This window comes from Nitrospira sp. (assembly GCA_024760545.1).
In the GTDB taxonomy this organism is placed as follows: Bacteria; Nitrospirota; Nitrospiria; order Nitrospirales; family Nitrospiraceae; genus Nitrospira_D.
Map to the genome: position 1 here is coordinate 151,276 of CP060502.1, position 23,438 is coordinate 174,713.

Annotated in this window: 25 protein-coding genes and 1 pseudogene; 18 read left to right on the forward strand and 8 right to left on the reverse strand. The window is 56.7% G+C overall.

Going from position 1 to position 23,438, the window contains the following annotated elements:
* Positions 1 to 112: 112 nt before the first annotated feature.
* From H8K03_22470 to H8K03_22480, 3 genes are all read left to right on the forward strand, one after another.
* Complete coding sequence (locus H8K03_22470) at positions 113 to 688, forward strand: tyrosine-type recombinase/integrase (GenBank protein UVT22587.1); 576 nt, start codon at positions 113 to 115, stop codon at positions 686 to 688.
* Between the two features lie 373 nt (positions 689 to 1,061).
* Positions 1,062 to 1,340 (forward strand): DUF1778 domain-containing protein, encoded by a 279-nt coding sequence (locus H8K03_22475; GenBank protein ID UVT22588.1) that lies wholly within the window; start codon positions 1,062 to 1,064, stop codon positions 1,338 to 1,340.
* Complete coding sequence (locus H8K03_22480; protein ID UVT22589.1) at positions 1,337 to 1,864, forward strand: GNAT family N-acetyltransferase; 528 nt, start codon at positions 1,337 to 1,339, stop codon at positions 1,862 to 1,864. The genes H8K03_22475 and H8K03_22480 overlap by 4 nt, the downstream gene beginning before the upstream one ends.
* Positions 1,865 to 2,148: 284 nt before the next feature.
* On the opposite strand, the gene H8K03_22485 is transcribed toward H8K03_22480, so the two are convergent.
* Positions 2,149 to 3,339, reverse strand: a complete 1,191-nt coding sequence (locus H8K03_22485) for an ATP-binding protein (protein ID UVT22842.1) — start codon at positions 3,337 to 3,339, stop codon at positions 2,149 to 2,151.
* Between the two features lie 260 nt (positions 3,340 to 3,599).
* Positions 3,600 to 3,893: a helix-turn-helix domain-containing protein gene (locus tag H8K03_22490; protein ID UVT22590.1), complete on the reverse strand. Its 294-nt coding sequence runs from the start codon at positions 3,891 to 3,893 to the stop codon at positions 3,600 to 3,602.
* 577 nt (positions 3,894 to 4,470) lie between these two features.
* Between H8K03_22490 and H8K03_22495 the strand changes: the two are divergent.
* A pseudogene (locus tag H8K03_22495) lies at positions 4,471 to 5,685 on the forward strand (IS256 family transposase).
* Positions 5,686 to 5,834: 149 nt separating this feature from the next.
* On the opposite strand, the gene H8K03_22500 reads toward H8K03_22495, so the two are convergent.
* Positions 5,835 to 6,005, reverse strand: coding sequence for a hypothetical protein (locus H8K03_22500; protein ID UVT22591.1), 171 nt, complete (start codon positions 6,003 to 6,005; stop codon positions 5,835 to 5,837).
* 8 nt (positions 6,006 to 6,013) lie between these two features.
* The gene (locus H8K03_22505) at positions 6,014 to 7,186 is read right to left on the reverse strand and encodes a hypothetical protein (GenBank protein UVT22592.1); all 1,173 of its coding nucleotides are present in this window, start codon (positions 7,184 to 7,186) and stop codon (positions 6,014 to 6,016) included.
* A 211-nt stretch (positions 7,187 to 7,397) separates the two neighbouring features.
* On the opposite strand from H8K03_22505, the gene H8K03_22510 reads away from it, so the two are divergent.
* The 5 genes from H8K03_22510 to H8K03_22530 all read left to right on the forward strand — a co-directional run bounded on the left by H8K03_22510 (position 7,398) and on the right by H8K03_22530 (position 11,147).
* Entirely contained in the window at positions 7,398 to 8,360 is a 963-nt protein-coding gene (locus H8K03_22510; GenBank protein UVT22593.1) for a tyrosine-type recombinase/integrase, read from the forward strand.
* Positions 8,361 to 8,555: 195 nt separating this feature from the next.
* The gene (gene radC, locus H8K03_22515; protein UVT22594.1) at positions 8,556 to 9,113 is read left to right on the forward strand and encodes a DNA repair protein RadC; all 558 of its coding nucleotides are present in this window, start codon (positions 8,556 to 8,558) and stop codon (positions 9,111 to 9,113) included.
* Between the two features lie 43 nt (positions 9,114 to 9,156).
* A complete protein-coding gene (locus H8K03_22520) occupies positions 9,157 to 9,918 on the forward strand; it encodes a zinc-ribbon domain-containing protein (protein ID UVT22595.1) in 762 nt (253 codons plus the stop codon).
* Between the two features lie 109 nt (positions 9,919 to 10,027).
* On the forward strand, positions 10,028 to 10,747 hold the full coding sequence (locus tag H8K03_22525) for a hypothetical protein (GenBank protein UVT22596.1): 720 nt from the start codon (positions 10,028 to 10,030) through the stop codon (positions 10,745 to 10,747).
* Positions 10,748 to 10,859: 112 nt separating this feature from the next.
* Positions 10,860 to 11,147, forward strand: a complete 288-nt coding sequence (locus tag H8K03_22530) for an HU family DNA-binding protein (GenBank protein UVT22597.1) — start codon at positions 10,860 to 10,862, stop codon at positions 11,145 to 11,147.
* Between the two features lie 743 nt (positions 11,148 to 11,890).
* On the opposite strand, the gene H8K03_22535 is transcribed toward H8K03_22530, so the two are convergent.
* Together H8K03_22535 and H8K03_22540 are read right to left on the reverse strand one after the other, a co-directional pair.
* Complete coding sequence (locus tag H8K03_22535; GenBank protein UVT22598.1) at positions 11,891 to 12,805, reverse strand: nucleotidyl transferase AbiEii/AbiGii toxin family protein; 915 nt, start codon at positions 12,803 to 12,805, stop codon at positions 11,891 to 11,893.
* Positions 12,805 to 13,413 (reverse strand): type IV toxin-antitoxin system AbiEi family antitoxin domain-containing protein, encoded by a 609-nt coding sequence (locus H8K03_22540; protein UVT22599.1) that lies wholly within the window; start codon positions 13,411 to 13,413, stop codon positions 12,805 to 12,807. Before H8K03_22540 ends, H8K03_22535 begins: the two co-directional genes overlap by 1 nt.
* Before the next feature lie 909 nt (positions 13,414 to 14,322).
* Between H8K03_22540 and H8K03_22545 the strand changes: the two genes are divergently transcribed.
* The 9 genes from H8K03_22545 to H8K03_22585 all read left to right on the forward strand — a co-directional run bounded on the left by H8K03_22545 (position 14,323) and on the right by H8K03_22585 (position 21,193).
* A complete protein-coding gene (locus H8K03_22545; protein UVT22600.1) occupies positions 14,323 to 14,847 on the forward strand; it encodes a hypothetical protein in 525 nt (174 codons plus the stop codon).
* A 25-nt stretch (positions 14,848 to 14,872) separates the two neighbouring features.
* Positions 14,873 to 15,328, forward strand: a complete 456-nt coding sequence (locus H8K03_22550; protein ID UVT22601.1) for a hypothetical protein — start codon at positions 14,873 to 14,875, stop codon at positions 15,326 to 15,328.
* Positions 15,329 to 15,330: 2 nt separating this feature from the next.
* Positions 15,331 to 15,519: a DUF2997 domain-containing protein gene (locus H8K03_22555; GenBank protein UVT22602.1), complete on the forward strand. Its 189-nt coding sequence runs from the start codon at positions 15,331 to 15,333 to the stop codon at positions 15,517 to 15,519.
* 486 nt (positions 15,520 to 16,005) lie between these two features.
* Positions 16,006 to 16,362, forward strand: coding sequence for a hypothetical protein (locus H8K03_22560; GenBank protein UVT22603.1), 357 nt, complete (start codon positions 16,006 to 16,008; stop codon positions 16,360 to 16,362).
* Between the two features lie 114 nt (positions 16,363 to 16,476).
* Entirely contained in the window at positions 16,477 to 16,863 is a 387-nt protein-coding gene (ssb, locus tag H8K03_22565; protein ID UVT22604.1) for a single-stranded DNA-binding protein, read from the forward strand.
* Between the two features lie 696 nt (positions 16,864 to 17,559).
* Positions 17,560 to 18,390 carry a hypothetical protein gene (locus tag H8K03_22570; protein UVT22605.1) on the forward strand — a complete coding sequence of 277 codons (831 nt, stop codon included), beginning with the start codon at positions 17,560 to 17,562 and terminating at the stop codon, positions 18,388 to 18,390.
* Between the two features lie 275 nt (positions 18,391 to 18,665).
* Entirely contained in the window at positions 18,666 to 19,028 is a 363-nt protein-coding gene (locus H8K03_22575) for a hypothetical protein (GenBank protein UVT22606.1), read from the forward strand.
* A 52-nt stretch (positions 19,029 to 19,080) separates the two neighbouring features.
* Positions 19,081 to 20,694, forward strand: coding sequence for a hypothetical protein (locus H8K03_22580; GenBank protein UVT22607.1), 1,614 nt, complete (start codon positions 19,081 to 19,083; stop codon positions 20,692 to 20,694).
* A gap of 136 nt (positions 20,695 to 20,830) precedes the next feature.
* Positions 20,831 to 21,193: a single-stranded DNA-binding protein gene (locus tag H8K03_22585; GenBank protein ID UVT22608.1), complete on the forward strand. Its 363-nt coding sequence runs from the start codon at positions 20,831 to 20,833 to the stop codon at positions 21,191 to 21,193.
* Positions 21,194 to 21,363: 170 nt separating this feature from the next.
* Here H8K03_22585 and H8K03_22590 read toward each other — a convergent pair whose 3' ends face one another.
* Together H8K03_22590 and H8K03_22595 are read right to left on the reverse strand one after the other, a co-directional pair.
* Positions 21,364 to 22,827 carry a hypothetical protein gene (locus tag H8K03_22590; GenBank protein UVT22609.1) on the reverse strand — a complete coding sequence of 488 codons (1,464 nt, stop codon included), beginning with the start codon at positions 22,825 to 22,827 and terminating at the stop codon, positions 21,364 to 21,366.
* 136 nt (positions 22,828 to 22,963) lie between these two features.
* Positions 22,964 to 23,410 carry a hypothetical protein gene (locus H8K03_22595; protein UVT22610.1) on the reverse strand — a complete coding sequence of 149 codons (447 nt, stop codon included), beginning with the start codon at positions 23,408 to 23,410 and terminating at the stop codon, positions 22,964 to 22,966.
* Between the last annotated feature and the right edge of the window lie 28 nt (positions 23,411 to 23,438).

The following is a 23,438-nucleotide window of genomic DNA, read 5'->3' on the forward strand; positions in this document are numbered from 1 at the left end:
AAAACAAGGCTTTACATTACTTTCAGTATATGCTATTTTTGCTTTTGTGAGTAAAAAGCAGAAAGCCAAAATTGAGAATGAGCCCTGGAACAAGGATAAAGCCGTTGGTCAGATGGCACCATTCGCGCCAGAACAATGTGCCCTGATCCGCACCCTGCTCGCCGCAGAAAAGAAAATTCGGGATCTGGCGTTGTTCAACACGGCGATCGATACCATGCTCCGCGCCTCCGACCTGCTTCCCTTACGAGTCATCGATGTCACGGATCACAACGGCGATGTCGTCCATGAATTTACGATCCGCCAGAAAAAGACCGGTGCCGGCCACGTCGTGGCGCTGTCGCCGGAGACTCGGAATTCGATTGCCGACTGGCTGCTGGCATCGGACAAAAACAAAGACCCGGAAGCGTTCCTGTGGACCAGTATCGGCAATCGCAAAACCGGCCGTCATCTGACCCGCGAACAATATGCCAACCTGGTCAAGAAATGGTCGTCTCTTGCCCGCGTAGATCCCCGGCGGCACAGCACACACTCGATGCGCCGGACGAAATCGGCGGCAATCTATGACAAGACGCAAAACCTTGCGGCCTGCCAGCACCTGCTGGGCCACAAGAGCATCGGCAGCACGGCGCACTATCTGGGAGTTGATCAGCGCAAGGCGCTCGATCTGGCAAAGAGGATTAAAATCTGAAAGGAGGATGGACTGGTACAGGGGGCGTTCGCCCGACATGGTACGCATGGACCGCATGGGCCCACAACTCAATACGTTCAACCATTTCACAGTCGAGCGGTCTGAGGATGTCTTGACAAGACTGCCCTCTCGTACGCTGTTGGGTTGCCAACGTCTGCGCACATCGTCGCGTACACGTGTGGCAGCATCGGCGAACGACTCCAAGGGCAATCATCGCGACGGTTGTTCCTGTGACGAGCCGAGATGCGTTGTGTGACTCGGGCCTGAGCGTGAGAGGGACCAGCAGGGAGGCGTACGCATTCAAGGCTCACGCATTGACATCTGCGCGGAATTCGAGTACTCTTTCAATGTGTACACACTAAGGAGAAGAGCCATGCCCCGGGTTGCGATCGACGATAACAAGCGGATGAATCTCCGGGTGCGGCCGGAACAGAAGGCCACGCTCGTGCGGGCGGCGGCGTTGAGCAACACGGACCTGACGAATTTCGTGCTCCAACCGGCCTTGCGCGAAGCCAAGCGGGTGATCGAAGAGGCCGAGCGCCTCATGCTGTCGGAGCGGGACAGCCTCACAGTGCTGAAGCTGCTCGAAACGCCGCCGCCGCCGAACGCCCGGCTCAGGAAGGCGCTCGCCTCGTTAGCGACAGAGCCATGAGCGTCCCGGCTTGGCACGAGGAGCCGATCGCGAAACACCACGACCGCAAGGCCTTTGACTGCGGCGATGCGGCGATGAACGAGTTCCTGCATCGATACGCCCGCCAAAGTCACGACGCAGGCGGCGCGAAAACCTTCCTCGCGATCGACAATGCCGACAACACGACGGTCCTTGGCTTCTACAGCCTCGCGCCCGGCGCGCTCGCGTATGCGGACACGCCGGAGATGGTGCGGCGTGGCCTCGCACGTCACGATGTGCCGGGCTTTCGGCTCGCGCGTCTCGCGACACACGTGCGGCTGCAAGGGAAGGGCTTGGGTGGCCAGCTCCTTGCGGCAGCCGGCCGTCGCTGCCTGCGCGCCGCGGCCAGCGTTGGCGGCGTGATCCTTATCATCGATGCGAAGAACGAACGCGCCGCCGACTGGTACACCGCGTACGGTGCCGTGCCCTTAGCCACGACGCCGCGCACGCTCGTCATGTCCCTGGCGACGTTTGCACCAGCATTGAAGGCCAAGGGCCGGGGATAACGCCTGTCCGCACGATGACGGGATGAGGGGCTCATGCGCTTGGCGTCGTACGGCATACACGATCCCGTGTTCTGAATGGGCATGCAGGCTTTTCCGCCGCTTGATCTGAAGCCATAGAATTCAACGGGAACGAATTGGATCTGTGGCCAGACCTTCGGGGATGAGCAAGGGCCGCACCATGACAAAACCGATGCGATCATGTTCGGAGAAACGAACATTCCGGTGTCGGAGTGAGTGTGAGGTGACCCGGTCGGTTCAGGCGATCGGTCTCCTACTCTCCTGCCCTATGTGGTATTCGTCAGTTCTTGCAATGTTTCCATTACATCGACCAACGGAGCAACAGTCAGATGTTCAGACAGAGAAAACGTGTCCTTGCCGGGATACACGACGAATCGGTGCGTCGCGTGGATATCCTCACATCCTATATAAAATCCCTTCGCGGGTTTGGGCGCAAGTGAGCGTTTGATTTCGATGGCGATCCGGCGACGTGTGCCTTGCTCAATCACCAGATCAATTTCAGCGCCCGCTGCTGTGCGGTAAAACCACGGAAGCGCATCATCAGGCAGCACGCTCAGAAGATTCTCAAGCGCAAAGCCTTCCCAGCTTGCTCCCGCGATGGAATGACCGAGGATATCTTCTAGCGTTGAAAGTCCCAGCAACGTATGCAACAGGCCACTGTCACGAATATAAATCTTTGGCGCTTTGACGAGCCGTTTCCCGATATTGCCGTACCAGGGCCGGAGCGTGCGAACGAGCAGCAAATCCTCCAGAAGCTCTACATAGCGTTTCGTTGTACGTGACGACAGGTCAAGGCTGCCGGCAAGCTGGGCAATATTGACTTGTCCGCGCTGATGATGCGCCAGCATCGTCCAGAGGCGGCGCAAAGTCGATGCAGGAATACGCGGGCCGATTTGTGGAATATCTCGTTCAAGATAGGTGCGAATAAAAGTCTTGCGCCACTCAAAACTTTCAGCGTCCGAGGTAGCCAGGAGACTGGAGGGGAACCCGCCGCGCACCCATAGCATATCTGCGGACAGTTTTTTATCTTGTGCGCCCTCCCAGGCTGTGATGCCACCCAGTTCTCTGTAAGCAATCCTGCCGGCGAGGGACTCAGAAGATTGCTGCAGCAGGTCAAGCGATGCAGAACCCAGAATCAGAAACTGGGCGGATTTTTCCCCGGCACGGCGTCGGCGGTCGATAACACCTCGCAGAGTAGTAAAAATCTCGGGCAAGCGCTGAATTTCATCAAGAATAATCAGCCGCCCCTCATGTGTTTTGAAGTAATACCTGGGATCACTCAGTTTGAGGCGATCTCCTTCATCTTCAAGATCGAGATAGATCGGTTCTGGGCGCAGGGTGTTGGCGATCTGGAGTGCCAGTGTCGTTTTTCCTGCTTGCCTCGGCCCCAGTATGCCAACAGCGGGAAAAATCTGGAGCAGGTTCATGATCTTGTCTTGAGCATGTCGCTTAATCATCCTAGCAATATAGGCATAAAGTGCCTGAACTGCAAGGCAAGTATTCGAAGGCGGCAGAAGCGCCCTACCTTGTTTGACGCCAACGGGCATGGTTTGAGGTACTGAATAGGAAGCCCCTGCCCGCTCGTTTACGAGGTTGTTGAGGGCCTGCCGGGTGACGCGCAGATATTTGGCCGCACCGGTCACGGTAAGACCGAGGGGTCCAAGGCACTCCTGCCGGGGTGTGAGGAAATCTTGCGGGCGGTTTTTTCATCACAGGTCTAAAGCGATTGAAGCGCTCTTTTCACGGCTGACGGGTTCTTGTCGATAACCATGAGGTAGCCTTTCGCGGGGCCTTCCGGCACGCGCTTCCCGACTTCCCACTTTTTCAGGGTCGGGATGGGAATGCCGAATGTTGCGGAGAAATCCTGCTGAGTCATTTTGAGGCGGCTGCGGATTTTCCGCACGTCGATGTCCGCGGTGCGGATGGTGTGCACCCTACCGGACGCGTTCCCGTGCAGCATGTCGAGCGCGTCCTTTGCGCCGGTGATGATGTGTTTGCCTGCCTTGGTCATGTTCTCATCTCCTTTGTGATCAGTTGCACGATTTTGTAGAGTTCGCGCAATTGCCTATTTTTACCGTACGGGTAAAGAACCCCGCCCTTCCAGGCGGGGCTTTTGTAAACCAAGAGGGAATTTACCTCCGCTTCGCTACGGGCTGCCATTCATCCCCGCCCTTCTGGGCGGGGCATTCTGGCAGGCTTTCGTAAAACAACCGATCAGGTAAAAGTCTGTCAAGCCTTCTGCTTCCAGGTCACAGGGAGTGAGCAACGTAGGGCGATGTCCCCGCAGTTGTTCTCACGTGGTTTCTGTGCTATTGGGCAAGTCTGTACTTACTGAATTGTGCACATCTAACCAGGACCGGTAGTGATTCAGGTACGCCTTAGCACGTGTCTGGGCATTCTCACCGGGGGTCGATGTTCTGATGTTTTGTACTCAACCAGCACGTCCTGTTCAGACCCAAGATGATCAGGAGCCCTCGTCCGGAGGTATCATCTTTAGGTGTGGAAATAGGATGAAGGCAGCGTACCCTTTCGGTTGGACATCAACCAACCACGCCTCCGTTGAAGCGGAGGGGAAAGGATACGCCACCATGAAGAAGAGAACCAGCACCGAGACCACCGAGTCAAGCACCGTGTGTTACGCCACGCTTGAGCAGTGGGCCCGTGGGCAGATTCAGGTCCAGCTGCAACAGCTCCTTGAGGAGGAAGTCACGACGTTCCTCGGCCGTGCCCCCTACGCGCGCCGCGGCATGGTGTCGCCGATTGATCCACCAATGGGGAGCCGAAACGGCTACGGCAAACCCCGCGCCTTCTCGATGATGAATGGGACGGTGACAGTTCGGCGCCCACGAGTCCGCGATCTGACCGACCGGTTTGAGAGCAAGGTCCTCCCTCTGTTTACACGGCGGACCCAGGAGGTCGGCGCGCTGCTGCCGGAGTTGTACCTGCACGGGCTATCCTCTGGAGACTTTGAGCTGGCGCTCCGTGGTCTGTTGGGCGAGGGGGCGCCGCTGTCGGCGAGCTCGCTGCAACGACTGAAGGCCCGCTTCGAGCTCGAGTACGAGACGTGGGCGAAACGGGATCTGTCGGAGCTGCAGATCGTCTATTGGTGGGCCGACGGCCTGTATGTGAAGGCGGGCATCGAGGACCGCAAGCGCGCGCTCCTCACCATCGTGGGTGCACTCCGCACCGGCGAGAAGATCGTGCTAGCCTGTGAGAGTGGCGAACGGGAGAGCAAGGAGAGTTGGCTGAAGATCTTGCGCGATCTCAAACACCGCGGACTCACGTTCCCGCGGCTGACGGTGGCCGACGGGCATCTCGGGATCTGGGCGGCCGTTGGCGAAATCCATCCAGCCGGCGAGGAGCAGCGGTGCTGGAACCACAAGATCACCAATGTCCTCAACGATCTCCCGAGGCGAGTCCAGCCGCAGGCGACTGAGCTGCTGAAGGCGATGCCGTATGCGGAGACGAAAGCCGAATGCGAACGGCGGCGGGATGAATTCGCGCAAACATACCGGAGGACGGAGAAGAACGCCGTCGATACGCTGCTGCGGGACTGGGACCGCATGGTCACGTTCTATGCGTTCCCACACGAACACTGGATTCACCTTCGAACGACGAACATCGTGGAATCCCCCTTCGCCTCGGTGCGGCTCCGTACGGACGCGTCTCGTCGCTACAAACGAGTGGAGGGGGCCCAGGCCATTATCTGGAAGATGCTCCGGGTGGCGGAGAAGTCGTGGAGAAAACTCAATGCGCCGGAGCTGTTGCCGCTGGTCGCCTCTGGTGTGCCGTTCAAAGATGGAAGGATAACCAGATCAGGCAGGGTGAACAGCGACGAGGACAATCAGTCCGAAAGGACCGCCGCTTGAACCCTATTTACACACCTCTTGACGGTGGCTCCTCGTCCGGACCAACTTGTGATCCTTAGGCAACAGGCGGCGAATCGGCGGGGTCATGCCAGACACAGCATGGACGCCAACGACCATTGCACCGTGATCACCATCCCACCACCAGGCTGGGAGTCCACCCGCAACACGTCCCCGATCTTTCTGGTCCGCGTGGTTATAGTGGCCAAGCCATAGCCCCTCGCTCGCCGATCGGCCGGGGCCTCGACATCCCTCACTCCTTCTCTCACTTCTGTTTGATATAGAAGCGCGCCAACGTCGGCAAATGATCGCTGACAGCTTCCTTGACCTCTTGCAGCACCTTCACCACAGCCTTATCTTTCATGGACCCGGCCCGCGCCAACGCTTCCTGAATGGGCACCCACTGCACCACCTTCGCAATCTGCTGATCCACAACCTGGTCGGCCGAGGCCAAGGTCACCGCAGCTAAATCGATCCGTGAGAGAAACCGATTGCTCCGGTTCGCCAGCCACAGATACGAGTAATCGCTCGGATCGTTAATGTCACGAAAATGCACAGGCGTTGCCGGATCATCTTCTAACGCATGAAACGGGGCCCATTCAGGTGCATCCGGCGCGGCGTTCCAATCTCCGAGAATCATCGTGTCTGAATCGGTGGCCTGCGCCGTCGTCGTCAGCCAGTTCGCCAAGATCGCCGCCGATTCTTTCCGTTGGGGCGCCCCCTCCGCCATCGCTTTGAGATGCACGCCGAGGACCTGAAAGTCGAACTTCTCCGTCCCCGGCGGCACGGGTACCGAGGATCCTGAAGGAATGCGCGCCGTAAAATAGCCGTAGAGGGGTGTTCGCCCAGCGAAGGGATCTTTCTTCCCGGGTTTTTGATGCTCTCCGCGGGGAAACAAATCTTCTACGTCTGCTTTCGACCGGAGCCAATCCCGATCCCACATCATCGCCACCCGCTGCTCGCCGCCTGCGGCCGTGTAATAGACCACATAGTCGCCGGCCCCGCGGCGATTGAGCTCCTCGGCGACCGCATCCAACACCCCCGGATACCGGCCGTCTTTCGAGGGGCCCGCGATTTCCTGAAAGACAAACAGGTCCGAATTGAATGCCTCCAGAATATCCACCACCCGGTTGAACCGTTGACGGTCCTTCGCCTGTGACTTGCCGGCGCCGAACCACTCAATGTTCCATTGCAGCACATCGATGTACTGCGCGGTATCCCGATATTCCTTCGGCACATACTCAGAAAATGCCCGGGCCGCGTGATCGTTTTCCGCAGTCAACACATTGAAGCGCTTTCGGATCTTCCCTGGCATCATCCCCTCCCTTCGTAATAACCCTGCGGCTAATTGTCCCTTCCCTCGCAGTCCGCGTTGGCTCCATGCCGCTTCGCCAAGCTGTACCGTCTCTTGTACTCCATCGCCCCTCATCTTGGGCACTGGCGGGGACGCCAGGTCACGCCTCCTGGATCTGAGCCTGTGTCGATACAAGGAAAGGCCCTGGTAGAGCACTCTGTACCGAGACAGTGAAGCGAAGGGTGGTCTTTTCCGGGTGCGCGGTGGGCTTGTAGGGGAATGGTAGATTTTGTTATACCAGGGCTCGATAGATACCCTATGCTAAAAACCCTTTCGCACAGTAGCGCGTGGATCTATGCCTGACCAGTCTGTCACCTCCCCTGCGGCTCCCCCATCGGCCCTCGATTATGACGAGGCTGCCACCTGGGTCGCACAGTATCTCTCGGCCTGTGAGGTCGAACTCGCCGCCGAGACCCTCGACACCTATCGGCGGAAACTCTCGCGGTTTCTCTCCTGGTGGGCGGGCCTCACCCCCCGTCCACTCTGTACCGCGCAATTGGCGTTTCGCTATGCCCGTCACCTCCAGGACCAAGCCGGCTCCAGTCGATCCCACAATCTCCATTTTGCCGTCCTCCGACGCTGGGGCTGGTATCTCGTCACGCAAGGACGTCTCGAGACCAATCCGTGGCAGCGGGTCGTGCCCCCACGCCAACCGGTCCAGTTGTCGACCGACTGGTTAGTCTTTCGGGAAATCAAACAGCTCTTACAGAGTTTCGACTGTGAGAAACTCAGTCAGCACCGTGACGCCGTCCTCTGCCGGCTGATGTTAAAAACCGGCGCGCGAGAAACGGAACTGGCGCGGGCCCGTCTCAAGGATCTCCGGCCCATCGGGCCGGATGGAACAGAAGCCTGGCTGACGCTACAGAGCAAAGGGAAGCAGACAGAGGAACCCGTGCTCATCGTGGCGTCGCTCAAACAGGATCTGGATGATTATCTGCGGCGACGCTATCCGAGCGGCGCCTACCCTCCCGACGCGCCCCTCTTCACCACGTACACGGACGACGACGAACGGCCGATGCCGCCGAGAGAAATGCGACGCCGCATCACGGCCGCCTTGCGCCGCGCCGGGATCAAACGGCCGGGCATTACGCCCCTCTCCCTGCGGCACACCGCCGGCAAGCAGGCCTTGGCTAAAAAAGCGCCGCCGGTGGCCGTCCAAGAGATGCTGCGGCATGAACATATCCGCACCACGAAACGCTTGATCGACCAGGAACATCGCCGCGCCACGGCCGCCGAACGGTTTCTCTCTCATTACTAAGCTTAGGCCAGAAAGCCCACGGCTTCAGTCGTGGGAGTGTCAATAAGCCACACGACACCCGTTGCCCATGGCCCGCTCGAGCACGAAGGGCCTCCGTCCGTCGCCGGCTAGACTCCTGGGCGAAACCTCTCCAACACGACTCCACGCCATGCCGAGTGCCAGTGATGTCCCATTTGCTGATCCAGCGAGGAATCGATGCCCTCAAGACGTTCCAGCCGATACACGATCACCACCGCCACTGCTGCTCTTTCCACGGCACCCCCGATGCCAGGTCCTCCATTGCCCGATCCGGTTCATCAGACCCGTATCCCCAGAATCAAGCTCATGGCCATTCGAGAAGCCTCGCTTCCGTACCCAGCTCGGCGGATCTCCCATAGCCAACACGTCTTCGAGTTGCTCCACGACTACTTTCACGGCCATGATCGTGAGGAAATGCTCGCGATCCTTCTGGACAGCAAGAACTGCATCATCGGGCTCCATACCATCTCTATCGGCTCACTGACTCTGTCCATTGTGCATCCGCGCGAGACATTCAAGGCAGCTGTCCTCATGAACGCCGCCGGTCTGATTCTCGCCCACAATCATCCCAGCGGGGATGCCACGCCCAGCTCAGAAGATCGCACACTCACCGCGCGACTCACCCAAGCCGGAGATCTCTTGGGAATCAGGGTGCTCGATCATGTCGTGGTCGGCGACAACCGCTATGTCAGCTTTGCCGACCAGGGCTGGCTCGTACCGACCTCGTCCGCTTAAGCGGAAAGGCCCGGCCTCGGATCGTAATAGCACTATAGGACCTATGCGGACATCCAACCCCCCACAGCGACGACGAGCCTCGCTCAGCGACCGGCTGCCCGAGCTGGCCGCGGAATGGCACCCAACCCTCAACGGAGCGCTCACCTTCGACCGATTAAGCACCGCTTCCACCATTCCCGTCTGGTGGCAATGCCTCCGGATGCCCACACACGTTTGGCAGGCCTCGCTCAAATCCCGCTATAGTAAGCACAGCGGCTGCCGACGCTGCCGCCTGGCTCTGAGAACCTATCAGGGCATCGCGTTTTGCAACCGGACGCTGGCCGTCACATCCCCGGCGATCGCCGCCACGTGGCATCCCACAAAGAACGGCGCCCTCACCCCCCACGATGTCACCCTCAATTCACGCTATCGGGCGTGGTGGCAATGTCCGATCGATCCGACGCATGTGTTTGATACCACCGTCAATAATCGACGGCGGAGCGGATGCCCGTATTGTGCCGGCCATCGCATCCGAAAAACCAGTACGCGACAGCGCAGCGCTGACCAGCTGCTCACCACACTTCCGCACCTGGCGAAAGAATGGCATCCGGATCTCAACGAGGATCGCACCCCGGCGAATTTCTCCACCGGATCCGCACTCATCGTCTGGTGGCAATGTCCTCGAGACAACAAACACACCTATCTCGCCAGTATCCGTTCCCGAACCCGCCTGAAGTTCCCGGTCTCCTGCCCCGAGTGCCGACGCATCAAACGCGAGCTGATCCGCCTCCATCGGGAAGCGCATACCCCTATGGTAGTGAGGTAATCAAACGTGCATGAACCGGTTTTTCGCTGTTGCAACCCCGAAGAACCCTCCGGTATAGTTTCGTCCGTGCACGTTTGATTACGTCTGTGAAATCGGCCACCGAGGCGAGATGCAAGCTCCTCCGATCTCGGATCTCAGTCGTTCTTCCACATCCGACACGCCGGGGTCCCCTGGCACCGCCATCACCCCGGCCTTTGTCCAAGCCCTCACGGCAGCCCGGCCACTCCATCCAAAACAGGTCCAACTCCTCGCCTTCCTGACGGCCCACCGGCATCCGCACACCCCTGAGCACACCACCCCGTTAAGCTATGCCCACATTCATCACGGAACCGGCGTTTCAATCGACCACATCCGGCGCAATGGCTTGCAGGGCTTGTTCCGGAGCGGGCTGATCAGCGTCGTCTCCCAGACCTTTGCCGGCACGATCTATCGCCTGACGTTTGACCACGCCACAACAGAGGCACTCATCACGCATCTGCAAGTCACGCCGGCGGGGTCCGGAAGTAGCCGGGCACCCCATCCAGGGCCAATGCCCCAAGACACGATGCCCTCCTTCCAGACGATCGAAGCCCACTTGATCCTGTTACAGCAGATTCATGAGCAACGCCAGGAGCTCGTACGGCAGGAATTTCTCTCGCAGCTGACTCCAGGCCAACGGCAATGGCTCGCCGCCCACGCCAAACGCACCGTTGATGCCCAGCACGATATCCGTATCCTTGGGCACCGTGTCCCTCACTATGAGGCACAGCGACGAGCGTTGATCGATGAATGGATCTCACGGCAACGGTACGGAGAAGATGTCCCTTCCCATGGGTCACAGATGGAATAGCTCCATACCCGCAGAGCATTCTCCTGAATACACCTGCTCGATTTGTTACGATCTTGACACCACCACCGCATCCCTATACAAGTACGACACACAACGCACGAGGAGTCTATCGATGGCAAAATCCTTAACCAAATCCCAAATCGCCGATCATCTTGCACAAAAGTCAGGCTTGACGAAAAAAGCCGTCATCCAATTCCTTGCTGACTACGCCGGGCTTGCCTATCGAGAAGCCAAAAATGGTTTTCCGATTAACGGACTAGGAAAGCTTGTTCTCCGTAACCGGAAGGCCAGAATCGGACGCAATCCTCAAACCGGTGAAGAGATCAAGATTCCGGCCAAGCGGGTGGTCAAGTTCCGTATCGCCAAGGCAGCCAAGAACGCCATCCTCGGCAGTAAATAATCCTCAACAAGCATACTCTCCATAAGAGAACCTACCCGCTGAATCATCGCTTGTCGGAAGTTCGTGTAGCCGGCAAAACAATGGCTCAAGACAGGATTCTCTGCAACCTTCCCACGGTCACAAACCGAGTGGTTCCACCCCTTTTCCCCCGGCACGGAGACCCCGGCCTTCAGACCGTGGCGGATGTCAATCCAAAGCACAGTCTATTCCCCATCCGTTTCACTCAAGCATGCTGAACGCTGAAGCATAGTTTTGTCGATCCGACTAAACTATGCTTCTAAACGGCCACGCAAGCATCCACTGAAACACTTGCCTACGTACTCTCACGACCGTCCGGCTGGAAGTCACCTGCATATTCCGCTGAATCCGGCCGCCGATTCCGAGCGAATCCGGCCACTCTTTAGCCCCCTCTCCACGACGCAGGACGTCAATAGTCTCTCTGTAGAGGCCAACCTCCGTGCGGCCTGTTGACCAGGGGGGTCGCAAAGAGGTCGGGATGGTTTTCTGACAGGCAGACCGAAGATTGGGGGAAGATCCTCATGCTCGACCGCCTTCATCTTGCTGCCAGAGCCCCTGCTGCTCACACCCTCGATCACCACAACAAACAGCTACTGCTGATTGGAAATCCTGCAAATGGCTCCCTTTTACATCGTTCCACTTGCATGATGTATGAAGCTCTTTTCTCGCCCGACACCGTCTCCATGATCTGTTCTGATGTGTGGCCCGAACGTTGAGCCACGACGTCACGTCCAAGGCCCGCCGGCTGGCCAATGACGGTGAAACATCGCCCTCTTGGCAACCGCTCGCATGGGAGGCAGGAGAAAGCCTCGAAGTAGTTCCACGACCTCACTGAGTGACACCTGTTGCGCCACAAGATGGCCTTTCCGGACAAAGGCCTTCCACTGCTGTTGTTTAATGGGATCCTTCACAAAGCGATCTGTCAAAGCGGTGGGGATTTCATCCGGAAATGTCGTCTGTCGCCGTGTGAACGTAGCCTCGAGCGCTTGGCTCAAGACAGAGCCATCAAATGGACGCGCGTTGGCAAGCAGCCAAATGTCATAAAAATCCTTCATGCGGCTATTCGCTGAATCCAGAATCACCATCGCCTGAAACTTCTCCGCGATCGCACTCTCAGGAGAGTACGCCAGAAGATGGGGTGACGGAAAATCCAGTAACGCTGGGAAATCAATCGGAATTGGCCCTGGAACGATGACGTCACCAAATCCTACATCCACCTGCATGTTGAGCCGCATCTTTCCGATATGGGCAATGAACGTGACACGGATGCCCCCGTACTGATCCTCAAGACGAATGGGCTGGACTCGCACGGTTGCGGCTTCGAAAAGGCATCCGTCATCCAGCACCTTTTGGACACACACGTCCTTGATGACCTGCGCCAGCTCTTCCTGGGATAGCGCCTGCCGCCCCATCAGATCGACATCGATCGTCGGGCGCGACAGAGGCGCATCCCAGAGCCGAAGCATGAGCGCCCCCTTGAGATAAAACCGGGTGGCATGCGGCGATTGGCTGAGGCGGAAGAGGAATCGTTCAATGGCAAAATACTGGAGCAACTCTTGAAGAGGCCGATCCTGCTCCTTGGCTTGATTGAGCAACCGCTGATGAATCGATGCCGGAAGATTGGACAGAGGTCCGGCCATTATGTCAACGCCTCCAGATACGGACGCATGACGCGTTCAACTCGGCAGAGACGGGCATACCGAAGCAGCCCACGGGGCGTTACGTGCTTCCGCTCACGAGCCAGTCGCAGCGCCTCGACGGCCACATCAATGCCGATTTTATTCCGAAACTTAAAGCAGTCCACCACTGTCTTTTCTGGGCCATAGACGCGAAGCGGGACCCCCTCGATGGAATGCGTTTCGACCCCTTCAGCGTACGCGGCCCCCGTCATCAGAAACACACGAAGCGGAGGGTGATCGAGCCGTGGATACCGGGTCCGCCGAGGCAGCGCAATGTGGACTTCGTGCGGAATTTGGGTGGTGAGATCATGGAAGGACAGCGCCGAGATGAGACAGATCACCGCCTGAGGGACTCGACGCGCTACGACCAGGAGATCCGGATGGCTCGGCTCCGGCAGTTCGGCCAGCCGGTACACTCCCCGGGTCACAGAGACAAGCCGCCCGGCGTCACGAAGGCGATAGAGAATGCGTGGATGGATCCCCAGCTTCAGCGCCTGAGAGGTCCGAAGCACACCTCGATGGCGGCGGAAAACAGCTTCAGCTCGACGTTCCAGGTCAACGCGCTTCATATGTCTGGATACTTATGCATGCACTTACAGCTAAATGCAAACAATTGTATCCGCCCAATCACCCGTCCGAAAGTCGCATGACATCAAGCAAGCGACCACGCGAGCTTGGCTATCTTGGATAATAATAATCCCATCTCAACCTTGAGAGAGGCTCACAACAAGCTCTGCCTTTCTGACCACTCATCCCATCACCCTGAACGTCATCCGATCAGCCAGCAGATCGGTTGTGCTTGCTACTTGCTAGAGGTATCCGACCGCTTTGAGTTGTCCATTGGGACATATTGTTATACGCCCCTGGTCTTCATCGTCTGGCACGTCATCTGATGGTACCTCTCCTCTCACGCGCTTACCCGGCAGAGACGAACGCCATTCGAGATATGGTGACTTCCAATAAGTAGCTGTCCCCATTCTCCAGACTTCACCATCATTCTTGATCATCCACATCGCTCAAAGACCCCTATCTCGATCGCCTCACCCGTTTCTGGACCCTGCATGACCGTACTCGAGTGACTCAAGTTCGACAGCGTACGCGTCAGATGAAACATGCTTCCATCTGGCAAACCAGCCAAAGCTCCGTCGCCGCCATACCAGCATAAGCGGCAGCAGCTCGCGTTCAAGACAGCTGATCTTCCGCTCCCACATCCAATAGTTGCCCCACCCAAGGAGATTTATTCATGTCCATGCCACGTTGCCCACGATGCAAAGGCCTCCTCGTCCTAACCGCACAAGAGGATAAACCAATCCGCTGTGTAAACTGTGCCGGCCGCTTTCATTACGTGGATGTGACGCGCCATGAAACCATGACACCAGAGCGGAAACGACGTGGGACACGCCCCGTGAAAAAACGGGGAGTACTCTCTCGGTCCATATAACGATCAGGAGAAACTACACCCTGGGAGACTCGGAGACATGACCGGCACCACCTATCGGCAATTCCTCAAGTACGCCCCCGGCCCCTTTGCACTCTACCTGGTCGACACAGAGTCCACTCCGCACCCGCAAGTGGTATGGCTCATCAAAACGAGTCACGCGCTCATTGAGACACTGGGCCCTCTGCCCTTAATCGGAGTCCGCAACGGATTATTTGACAGCTCTTCGGCCGTCGTAGTCCTGTCCATGATTAGCCTTGGAGCACCATCCACGAACACATTGTTCGAGTGCTGGATGAACGGCTGTAACCAGAACCATGACGGACTTCGGGCAATACAAGTCCTCCAATCCCAACCGAGTATTCTTCTCCATCTCTTTGATGAATCCGGCAATGAACGTCGAGCGCTTCGCATCGACAACACCTTTCAGACCTTCTTCCATCAATGCGAATGTTGCATCACAAGCCGAACACCTTGGGCCATGTCCACATTTGACACTGCCAAAGCAGAAATCTATCTGCGATACCCATCAATAGATGCCCTCTGGACGGCTCTGACCGCCTGACCACTCATAGGAAAGGAACCAGTTCATGTCACATACAGTCGAAATCAAAGATCTCCTCATCCGCGACCTGGCCGCGTTAGGCCGTGCGGCCACGCGTCTTGGTCTGGAACTCGTCATGGGTCAAACCAACTACCGTTGGTACGGGACCGTGGTCGGCGACCATCCGTTCCCCACCGGTTTCACCAACCAGGATATCGGGAAGTGCGAACATGCGATCCGAATTCCAAACCAACCGGACGCATACGAGATCGGGATCGTCACCCGACGAGACGGGCTCCCTGGCTATGCCCTACATTGGGACTTCTGGAAAGGCGGCTATGGTCTCACCGACCGAATCGGCCAGGACGGAGAACTTCTCCGACAAGCGTACGCTCTCGAAGTCACCCTCGGTCACCTGACGGCGATGAATCACTGTGTCCTGAATCAAACACAGTTGGAAGATGGGTCAATTGAACTGGAACTTGGACAGATTGGAGCCTAGAAATGACAACGATCCGCGTACTGATCAAGAAATCCGGCGCCGTGACTGTTGATGTCGTCGGAGGACAAGGGGCCGCGTGCAGCACCCTCACCAAACGCTTAGAAGACGCACTTGGGCAGCCCTCACAACAAACCATCAAGCCGGAATTTTATCAAGAAACAGTCAGCCAACATGACATCATACAGAGTTAAAATTACCCGAGACGGCCGCCTGCACTTTATCTACCATGACCTTCTTCAACCACTCTTTACCCTCGGTCACACACACATCACTCGAGCGTCTCATGTCGAACCGACCTCAAGCAACACATGGATGGCCGATCTTGGACCGACCCAAGGACCCATCCTGGGCCCGTTCCAGACCCGATCCGAGGCGATAACCGCCGAGCATGACTGGCTCATCGAGAATTGGCTGAGAACGACTTACACCTAATGAGGTCCTCATGACGGCGCAAGCCCTCCAACACTTGCAACCAGGCCAGCGCTACCGAGTCCGGGCCAAAGGACACCGAACCCACACCAGAATCTTTCTCTATCACGAGACACGCTTCGGGAACATTCCCTGCGCGGTATTCAGCGCACAAGTCCGAGGTCCGCTTGATGTCCAGGTCCTCGCGCCAGGCCGCATACGCTATAATGGGTCAACCCCTCCACGGAGCGAACTCAGCGTGCCCCATTATGACCTCGATTTCTGCGACCCGATCGGCCCGATCGGCCCTTGCCGGAGTGACCATTCTTCGTTATCATAATCGCATGGATCCTGGATCCCTCTTGATCCAACTCCTCTTAGTCCAACGCTTAGCCCAAGGCCCTGGGCATATCCAAAAAGTGTGCGCTCAAACAGCCGATCCCATCGCCTGCTACGATGAATGGCGTAACACCCGCGATCTCGGCGATGCCGTGATGATGGGAAATTGGAACGTGCTCCCCTACAAACCCGGATCGTTCTACCACTATCAAGATCCTGAACCATTACCCCCAGCCGTTCGTCCAACCTGCGAGCGCCGCTCGACTCCTCCGCAAGCTTGTTATTAACGTAGTGCGGCTCCTCGACACGGACACATACCGATCTCCGAGATCCTTTTCTTGGCATCGACGCCATCTCACGATTCATCCATTCCGTTTCACCTAATTTGAAAGGAGACTACAATGGCAGGATTCAACAAGACCGTGCTCATGGGCAATCTCACCAGGAACCCTGAATTACGATTCAGTCCATCTGGGACGCCGATCGCATCGTTTGGGCTTGGCATCAATCGTCGCTGGAAACAAGGAGAGGAACTAAAAGAAGAAGTCACCTTTATCGACATCGTCGTGTTTGGAAAACAAGCTGAACATTGCGGGCAATATCTGACAAAAGGAAACAGTGTGATCGTGGAAGGACGGATCCAACAGCGGCGCTGGGAAACTGAAGACGGTCAGAAACGAAGCAAACACGAAGTCGTCGCCCAAACCGTGACCTTCCTTCCCAAAGGAACCCACCAGCCAGAATCACATCCGGCGGAAGACCAAGAACCTGAAGAAGTCCCCGCCTAAGTGCGCATCACCCGACATGCCAAGCCAGGTCTTCCAGAACGAAACCATTGTCTTCACGCTGATCCAATTAAGGAGCACCTACGCCATCGGTGCCAGAGGGATCTTTTGTCTGCCGTACCTTCGGAAACTACATGCGGCCGGCACAAGCATCCCTATCGAGACTCTCCTTGGGATTCCCATCCCTCATGATGGCGAATTCTTTGAATGGTCCGGTAGTGTTTATGTAGAGTACGATGAACCAAATCTCCTGACACCGAATCGCCTAGAATGGTCTGGATCCATCAGTAAAATCGAACCGACCGTGATCGGGCACTACCTTCTGTCCACAGACGACACCATGGGGCCCATCGACCCCAACGCCACCGGATCCACACCCACATTCCCCTCCCACTGAGCGACTCCGTTCTACTTATGCATTCCTCCTACCCTACGTGGTTCCCATGCGTCCCAAACTCTGGCTTCTTCCGGTCTTATTTGTCATCCCAAGAAAGTCATCAGACGAACAGACGGTTGCTATCGTCCAAGCCAACGTCGCCAGCCAAGAGCTGGTCATTCAACGATTTGACCTACAGATCAGCCCTTCCCCATCCCCTTTCGGCAGAACGTAATAGGTTGTACCGATATCTACCGGCTGGGAGGTCAACTACCCCCGACTCATCCCCTGACTGAAGTCAGGGGTTTCCTTGCGGAGGATCTATGAACACGAAGATGGGGAACCACACAGAGACAGGCAGTCAGAACGGAACAGGCCCCCACCCCACCGAGGGGTCCCCAATTACTCTCGACCATATCCGCGATCTGCTGGCTGAATTGGAATGGTTCTACACCCGGGATTGGCCGAACATTGCCAGCGATCGCAAAGTCGCACAAGCCCTGAGTCGACGATCCACCCGCGCCGCCCTCTATGCCGAGGACATCCGGACCGATATCCTCATTCGGATCCAAGGAACCAACATCGGGACTGTCCCAGCCCCCGATGCCACCCCCATCGCTGCCCCCTCCCAACCGACCCAAGAACTACTCATCCCCACCACGGAACCTCCAGAGCAGGATGACCCTCCCTCCGTCACCACAATTCCGCTCAGCGTAGACCGAGTCGAAATCTTCGATTTCGGGACACCGCATGAGCATGAACATCCCCTTTATAAAGATCACAATGTCATGCACTTCTGTGCAGCCTTTTACCATGAAGAAGAATTCATTTTTTCCCGCGCACACCTCCAACTCTTACTCACGCCTGCGGGCATTCTGAATTGGTTAGCCGGCGCCAGGTCCGTCCCCATCGACCGTAACTTTCTCCCGCTGCCCTACCTCCCCGGAGGCGAACTGTTCAATATCCTCGGGCGCGGCATCACCCAACTCATCTATGCCAACCAAACTGAACTCAAACTGCGAATGAAGCAAGGACACCGATTCCCCTTAGACTACAAACTGACCGCAATGGTGATCCCAACCACGCCAGAACCCGGTGGCCACATCACAGTCAGGCAGCCAGAACGTCAACGCCCACTGTGGGTCAAAGCCTAAAGACTCAACTAGGATCATTAGTCCGCGCATTCCCCCTGCTAGGCGCAGGGATGCGAAGTATCCTCAGTGCCTGAGCACAACGCCAGGAGGGGGACAAGCGGACGGTATGGTCACGGTCCCCGCGTGAATCGAGACCCTCTGATCTCCCCTCACCCTCCCGCCTCGTTCCCCATCCCTTGCGCTTCCTGCATACCTCCGTCCAGACAAAGAGATTCGGCCAGGCGCTCCGCGCAGTCAGTCCTCCAGGATGATCTTCGTCAGGCAAGGAGGACATCATGAAAGACGAAAACTACTGCACGCTCGGCGGACGCATTACTCATCCACCAGGCATTTATTCGGCCAGGAACCAAGGCTGGCTCCTCTCCTTCTCCATCGCGGTCCATCTGTTGCACAGTAAAACGCCGCTCTTTATGGAGATCAAAGTCCCAGGAACAACAGACCAGGCCAAACTTCATGCATTCGCCGAACGTCTGCCTGTCGGCCGCAAGGTCACGGTGCACAACGCCGAACTGCAAAGCAAAACCTGGATCGATCCGGCGACCCAAACAGAGAAAGTCAGTTACCACCTCTTTTGCCGTCTCGATCAGATTTATCTGCATGAATTGCCGGCTGCAGGCACGGGCCGGGCAGCCGCATAACAACCAAGAATCGCGATCATTTCATTCGAATACACAGGAAAGGTCTACCCCCATGATTTGCCTCAACCAATATCGTGAGCCGATCGATCTCGAGGACAGCCCATTTCGCATGCCGACCACCGTCATTCTGGAACCCCATGACAAAGAAGACGTGGTCTACGACAAGCTCTCGGCGCGCTATGCGAAGCTCATCGAGCAATGGCAAGAAGAAGAACGCGACCGGTTCTACAAACGGGAAACCCGCTACGAGAACGATCACGAAGAACCCGCATTTCCCATCCTCATTTGCCGATGGGAGCAGTCCAAACGGGTGAAACCAGAGGTCGTCTTGTTGGACGGCCGGCGTGCCGTACTCCTCGATTCCAACCGCATTCAAACGCAATGCGGCATCCAAGTAATCATGTCGCTCGAACTCGCCCAAGGACTACGAAGACAACCCGGCCATACACGCTTCTGCCCCTCGTGCAAAGGGAAACATCTCCCTCCCCTTTCCGCGACATCGCTGAAACTCACACCCGTCAGTTCCACCATTCCCTGTACGAAATGTCAGGCCGACTTACGAAGCGCGAGTTACTGGGACGACTCCGACACCCTCGTCTGCCGGCATTGCGCCCAACGCTATGCACGGCCACTCCACGGACTGACCTCGACCGAGACGTCTGCCAACGAATCCGCGATATCCGACTGGGTCCTCTCCAGTCAGCCCACCGCGGATCTCCCTGTAGACAGTAGCGGCTCGGAATCTCGCGCTGGCTCTCAAGACCCGGATGACCACGAGGATCTGGAGATCGAGCAGGATCCCGGACAGGACCCTGAGGACCTCGGCCTCACCACCGAAGAACCCAGAGACCCCTCCATGTACGACGATCCGGTCACAATGAGCGAAGTGCCGGAAACAACCCCTCTCAATCTCGACGAACTTCACCAAGTCCTCCAGCTCGTTCAACACCCGGAGGCTCGGCATGCGAGCACGAACCATCCCATCATTGTCCAGCAGCTCATTGCTCTGGCTGAGCATCGAATGACTGATGAAGCGAGCGACCAGGAATTCCAAGAAACCTTCAGGGCTGTCGTCTCCGAAGAGATCTCGCACCTCAGCGATCTCTTGCACGAACCGGCCTATCAGCTCTTTCAGATGTCTCGTTCCCCAATGAGACAAACCTTGTTGGACCGCGCGTTACAAGCAAAGGATAATCCCACGACCCGGATGGCCGTCTGGGCCGCCGCGGGTCGACTCCTCAAGGAATGCAACCTCCCCTGGCTGAATCACTTCAGCCTGTCTCCACAAGATCTTCCTAAGAGCAAAGACGAACGCATTCATCACTTTCTCACCCTGCACGCGGAAGACAAAGCCCGCGTGCAACCAATCGTCGATTGGTTGCTCAGTCTCGGCCCGGAGGATTTATCTATCCTGGCAGGTGACCCGGAATCCACCCATCCCTTTCTCCATCACCCGGATCCATCGGTCTTTGAAACGACCGACAGCCTCATGACCGGGCTGATTGCCTATCTGGCTAACGATCTTCAACGGTTCCGGGAGAAGAAGGCCGGCTGTCGCTTCAAAGCCTCCGACCATGGACTGGCTGTCGAAAGCCTGCATGCCATTGCGATCCAACGCGGGCTCATGCCCACCCCGCCGGCTACCACAGTGTCACCCGCAGCGTAACCCACGTTCAAAGCGGCTCTAGGGTCGCCACGGCTCATGTTTCACTCATTCCCAGGAGGCTCCATCGTGATCTAAGCCAACCATCATCATCTCAGCACACCAACATGCACTCATCACCCATCAAGGAGTTATCATCATGCTCGACAAGAATACTGTTACCCTCATTGGCCGTTTGACCGGAAATCCCGATCTGCGAACGATCACCGTCAATGAAGAGCCAGCCTCCGTCCGCAATTTCAGCGTTGCGGTCAACGGCATTCGGAAGAAAGGCCGTACGGATCAACCCGTGGAATTCATTCCCATCAGTGTCTTCGGGAAACGGGCTGAGGCCTGTGCCGCCAACCTCACCAAGGGGAAAATGGTGTCCATCGAAGGCGCCCTGCATTTCTCCAAACGCAAGGTCGGTGACAAAACCGTTCCGGTGGGAGAAGTCCGGGCCCACCGCGTCGATTGGCTCACAGAGAAACTGCCGGCGCCGGCACTCTCAGCGGCCGCTTAATGCCTCAGGGGAATGAAGGCAAAAAAAGGGAACCAGCGTGTCCCGAATACGATCGACCATCGTCTAATCGTCATTCATGAACAACACGGTTCCCTTTTCCACTGTCAGAGGGATGATCCGGGCCTGACATTCATCAGTAACCCAGATCATCCTCCGACCCTCACGTCACCTTACGCAACAGCCGTCAGTTGCACTGCTGTCCGAAAGGCCGTTTCGCTCACTCCAAACTGACGCGACAATAAACGCACGCCAGCGGATTCTGAACGAAACTTCAAGACACGCTCCCGACACGACCGCATCCAAGACCTGATCTTGATATACACGGGCGGTAAGGAGCTTTCTTCGGTCCCTTCTGGTAAGAATTGGCGAAGTTCCTCATCAGAACTCTGCACCAACCACGACACAAACTCCTGTTGCTGTTGCGTCGACATCCGACCACAGCCTTGAGTTAATGTCGCGGCAACCGTCCATACCAGACCAAGACGTTCACATGACACGGCAGACGTCTCATCCGGCATGGTCGACGGCACCAATTCTCCACGCATTGTGCAATCCAAGAGCAACCGACGCAAATCACGATGCTCATAGGACGACCAGAACTGCACCATTTCTCGAGTCAGCAACGCCTCCAGATCGATCTCCGGATCGTCCAGCTCAGGCGTAGAAGACATGGATTCTGAGTCAGACAATGATTCAGCGCCTTCGCTCATTCCCACCAAAGTCTCCACCAAATCACCTGTCTCACTCTCGACCAATTCCTCTTCTGACCCTTCATGCACAGCCTCAGTCTCAACCACGCCATCCCATGACATCGGCAGAAGACTCTCGTCTTCATCCACTACATCACGGATCGGCGCAGCCAAGAGACTCTGTGTATTCTTCTCAATCATGTCCGGATCCAGCCCCAACAACGTGGTCACGCGTTCCCACCCACATAAACAATGGGCAGTCAGCAGTAACCCATCGCGTTCAAAGCTGAGTGAACTCCCCTGACAATGCGGACAGTGAATCTCAGAGTCACTGTTCGCACGGGAGAGATCTGGTGCCACGGATGAACCAACGTCAGTTTTCGCCGGCAGATGATAGCCATCACACCGCGAACACTGCACCGGTCCTGTAATCCATCGCACGCGACTCACGGCATCCTGCGCACGCTCCATCTCTGACAGGCGGACAGGAACCTGTAGCCCACAGAATGGAATGGCGCGTGCATGATCAATCCGTCGTGCTAATCGACCATCTTCCAATCCCACCACATATCCCCGAACCATTGGAGAGCTCCAAGACAGATTCGGCGAGTCGGGGAGATTGTCAAGGTCGTAGCGATTCTCTTCATAAGTCCGTTCGTTACGCAATTGGCGATTGCCAAATTCCTGTAACGCCATCTGATACGCACGCTCACGTAATCGCAGCCAGTTCGCCGGCGAAATACGAAAGCGCCCAGATTCCAGGAGATGGATAACCTGCTCTAATTGACCGTCATCCAATCGGTCGATTGGTTTCAAGGCAGTCAAACCTCGCTCCAACGGCAACCGATTGGTCCGAGACAGCCGAGCAGGAGCCAACGCAATCCGAAGATCGCGCAGGTTGGAATGATTCTGCGTGGAGTAATGCGTATGGATTGACGTAGTCATAAGACACATCCTTTCTTGGACACCTCAACTGGGTGCCAGTTATGAAATAGGTGAATAGAAATGAACTACCGAGAAGTACACCGACTGCGAGAGCAGTCAGGATGGAGACACAGGAAGATGGGCCAGAAACACAACGCTACTCCCCCTCATAATTCGCCAATGTGCGAGTCATGAGGAGCGAATAGAAGCGATGTTCATCACCAAGCCCGACAGCGCAGAGATCATGGAAGCGTAGCCAATGGCAGTATTGCTCTTCCTTGGACAACGCGGCCCATTCAGCTTCGAGTATCAGCGTATCGTTATCCTCGTCATAACGTTCAGACGCGACACGACTCGCTTCAATTCGCGCGCAGAACAGTAACGCCTCGCCACTGATTGGACCAAGCTTACAAGCCAATGAGACGACTGCATCAGCATAATCGTGCTCCAACTGTTCCGACGACACATTCGAGTCGATCGGAAGTTGTGCCTCAAGCTCATCCAATAATGTACGCACAGACACCTGTCGATCACCATCGGAACAGATCACCGACTCGGCCAGACCATATAGTTCCAGCCCTAGTCGTTCTCCATTTAGAGACACACGACGGATTTCCTCAAGACATGGCACA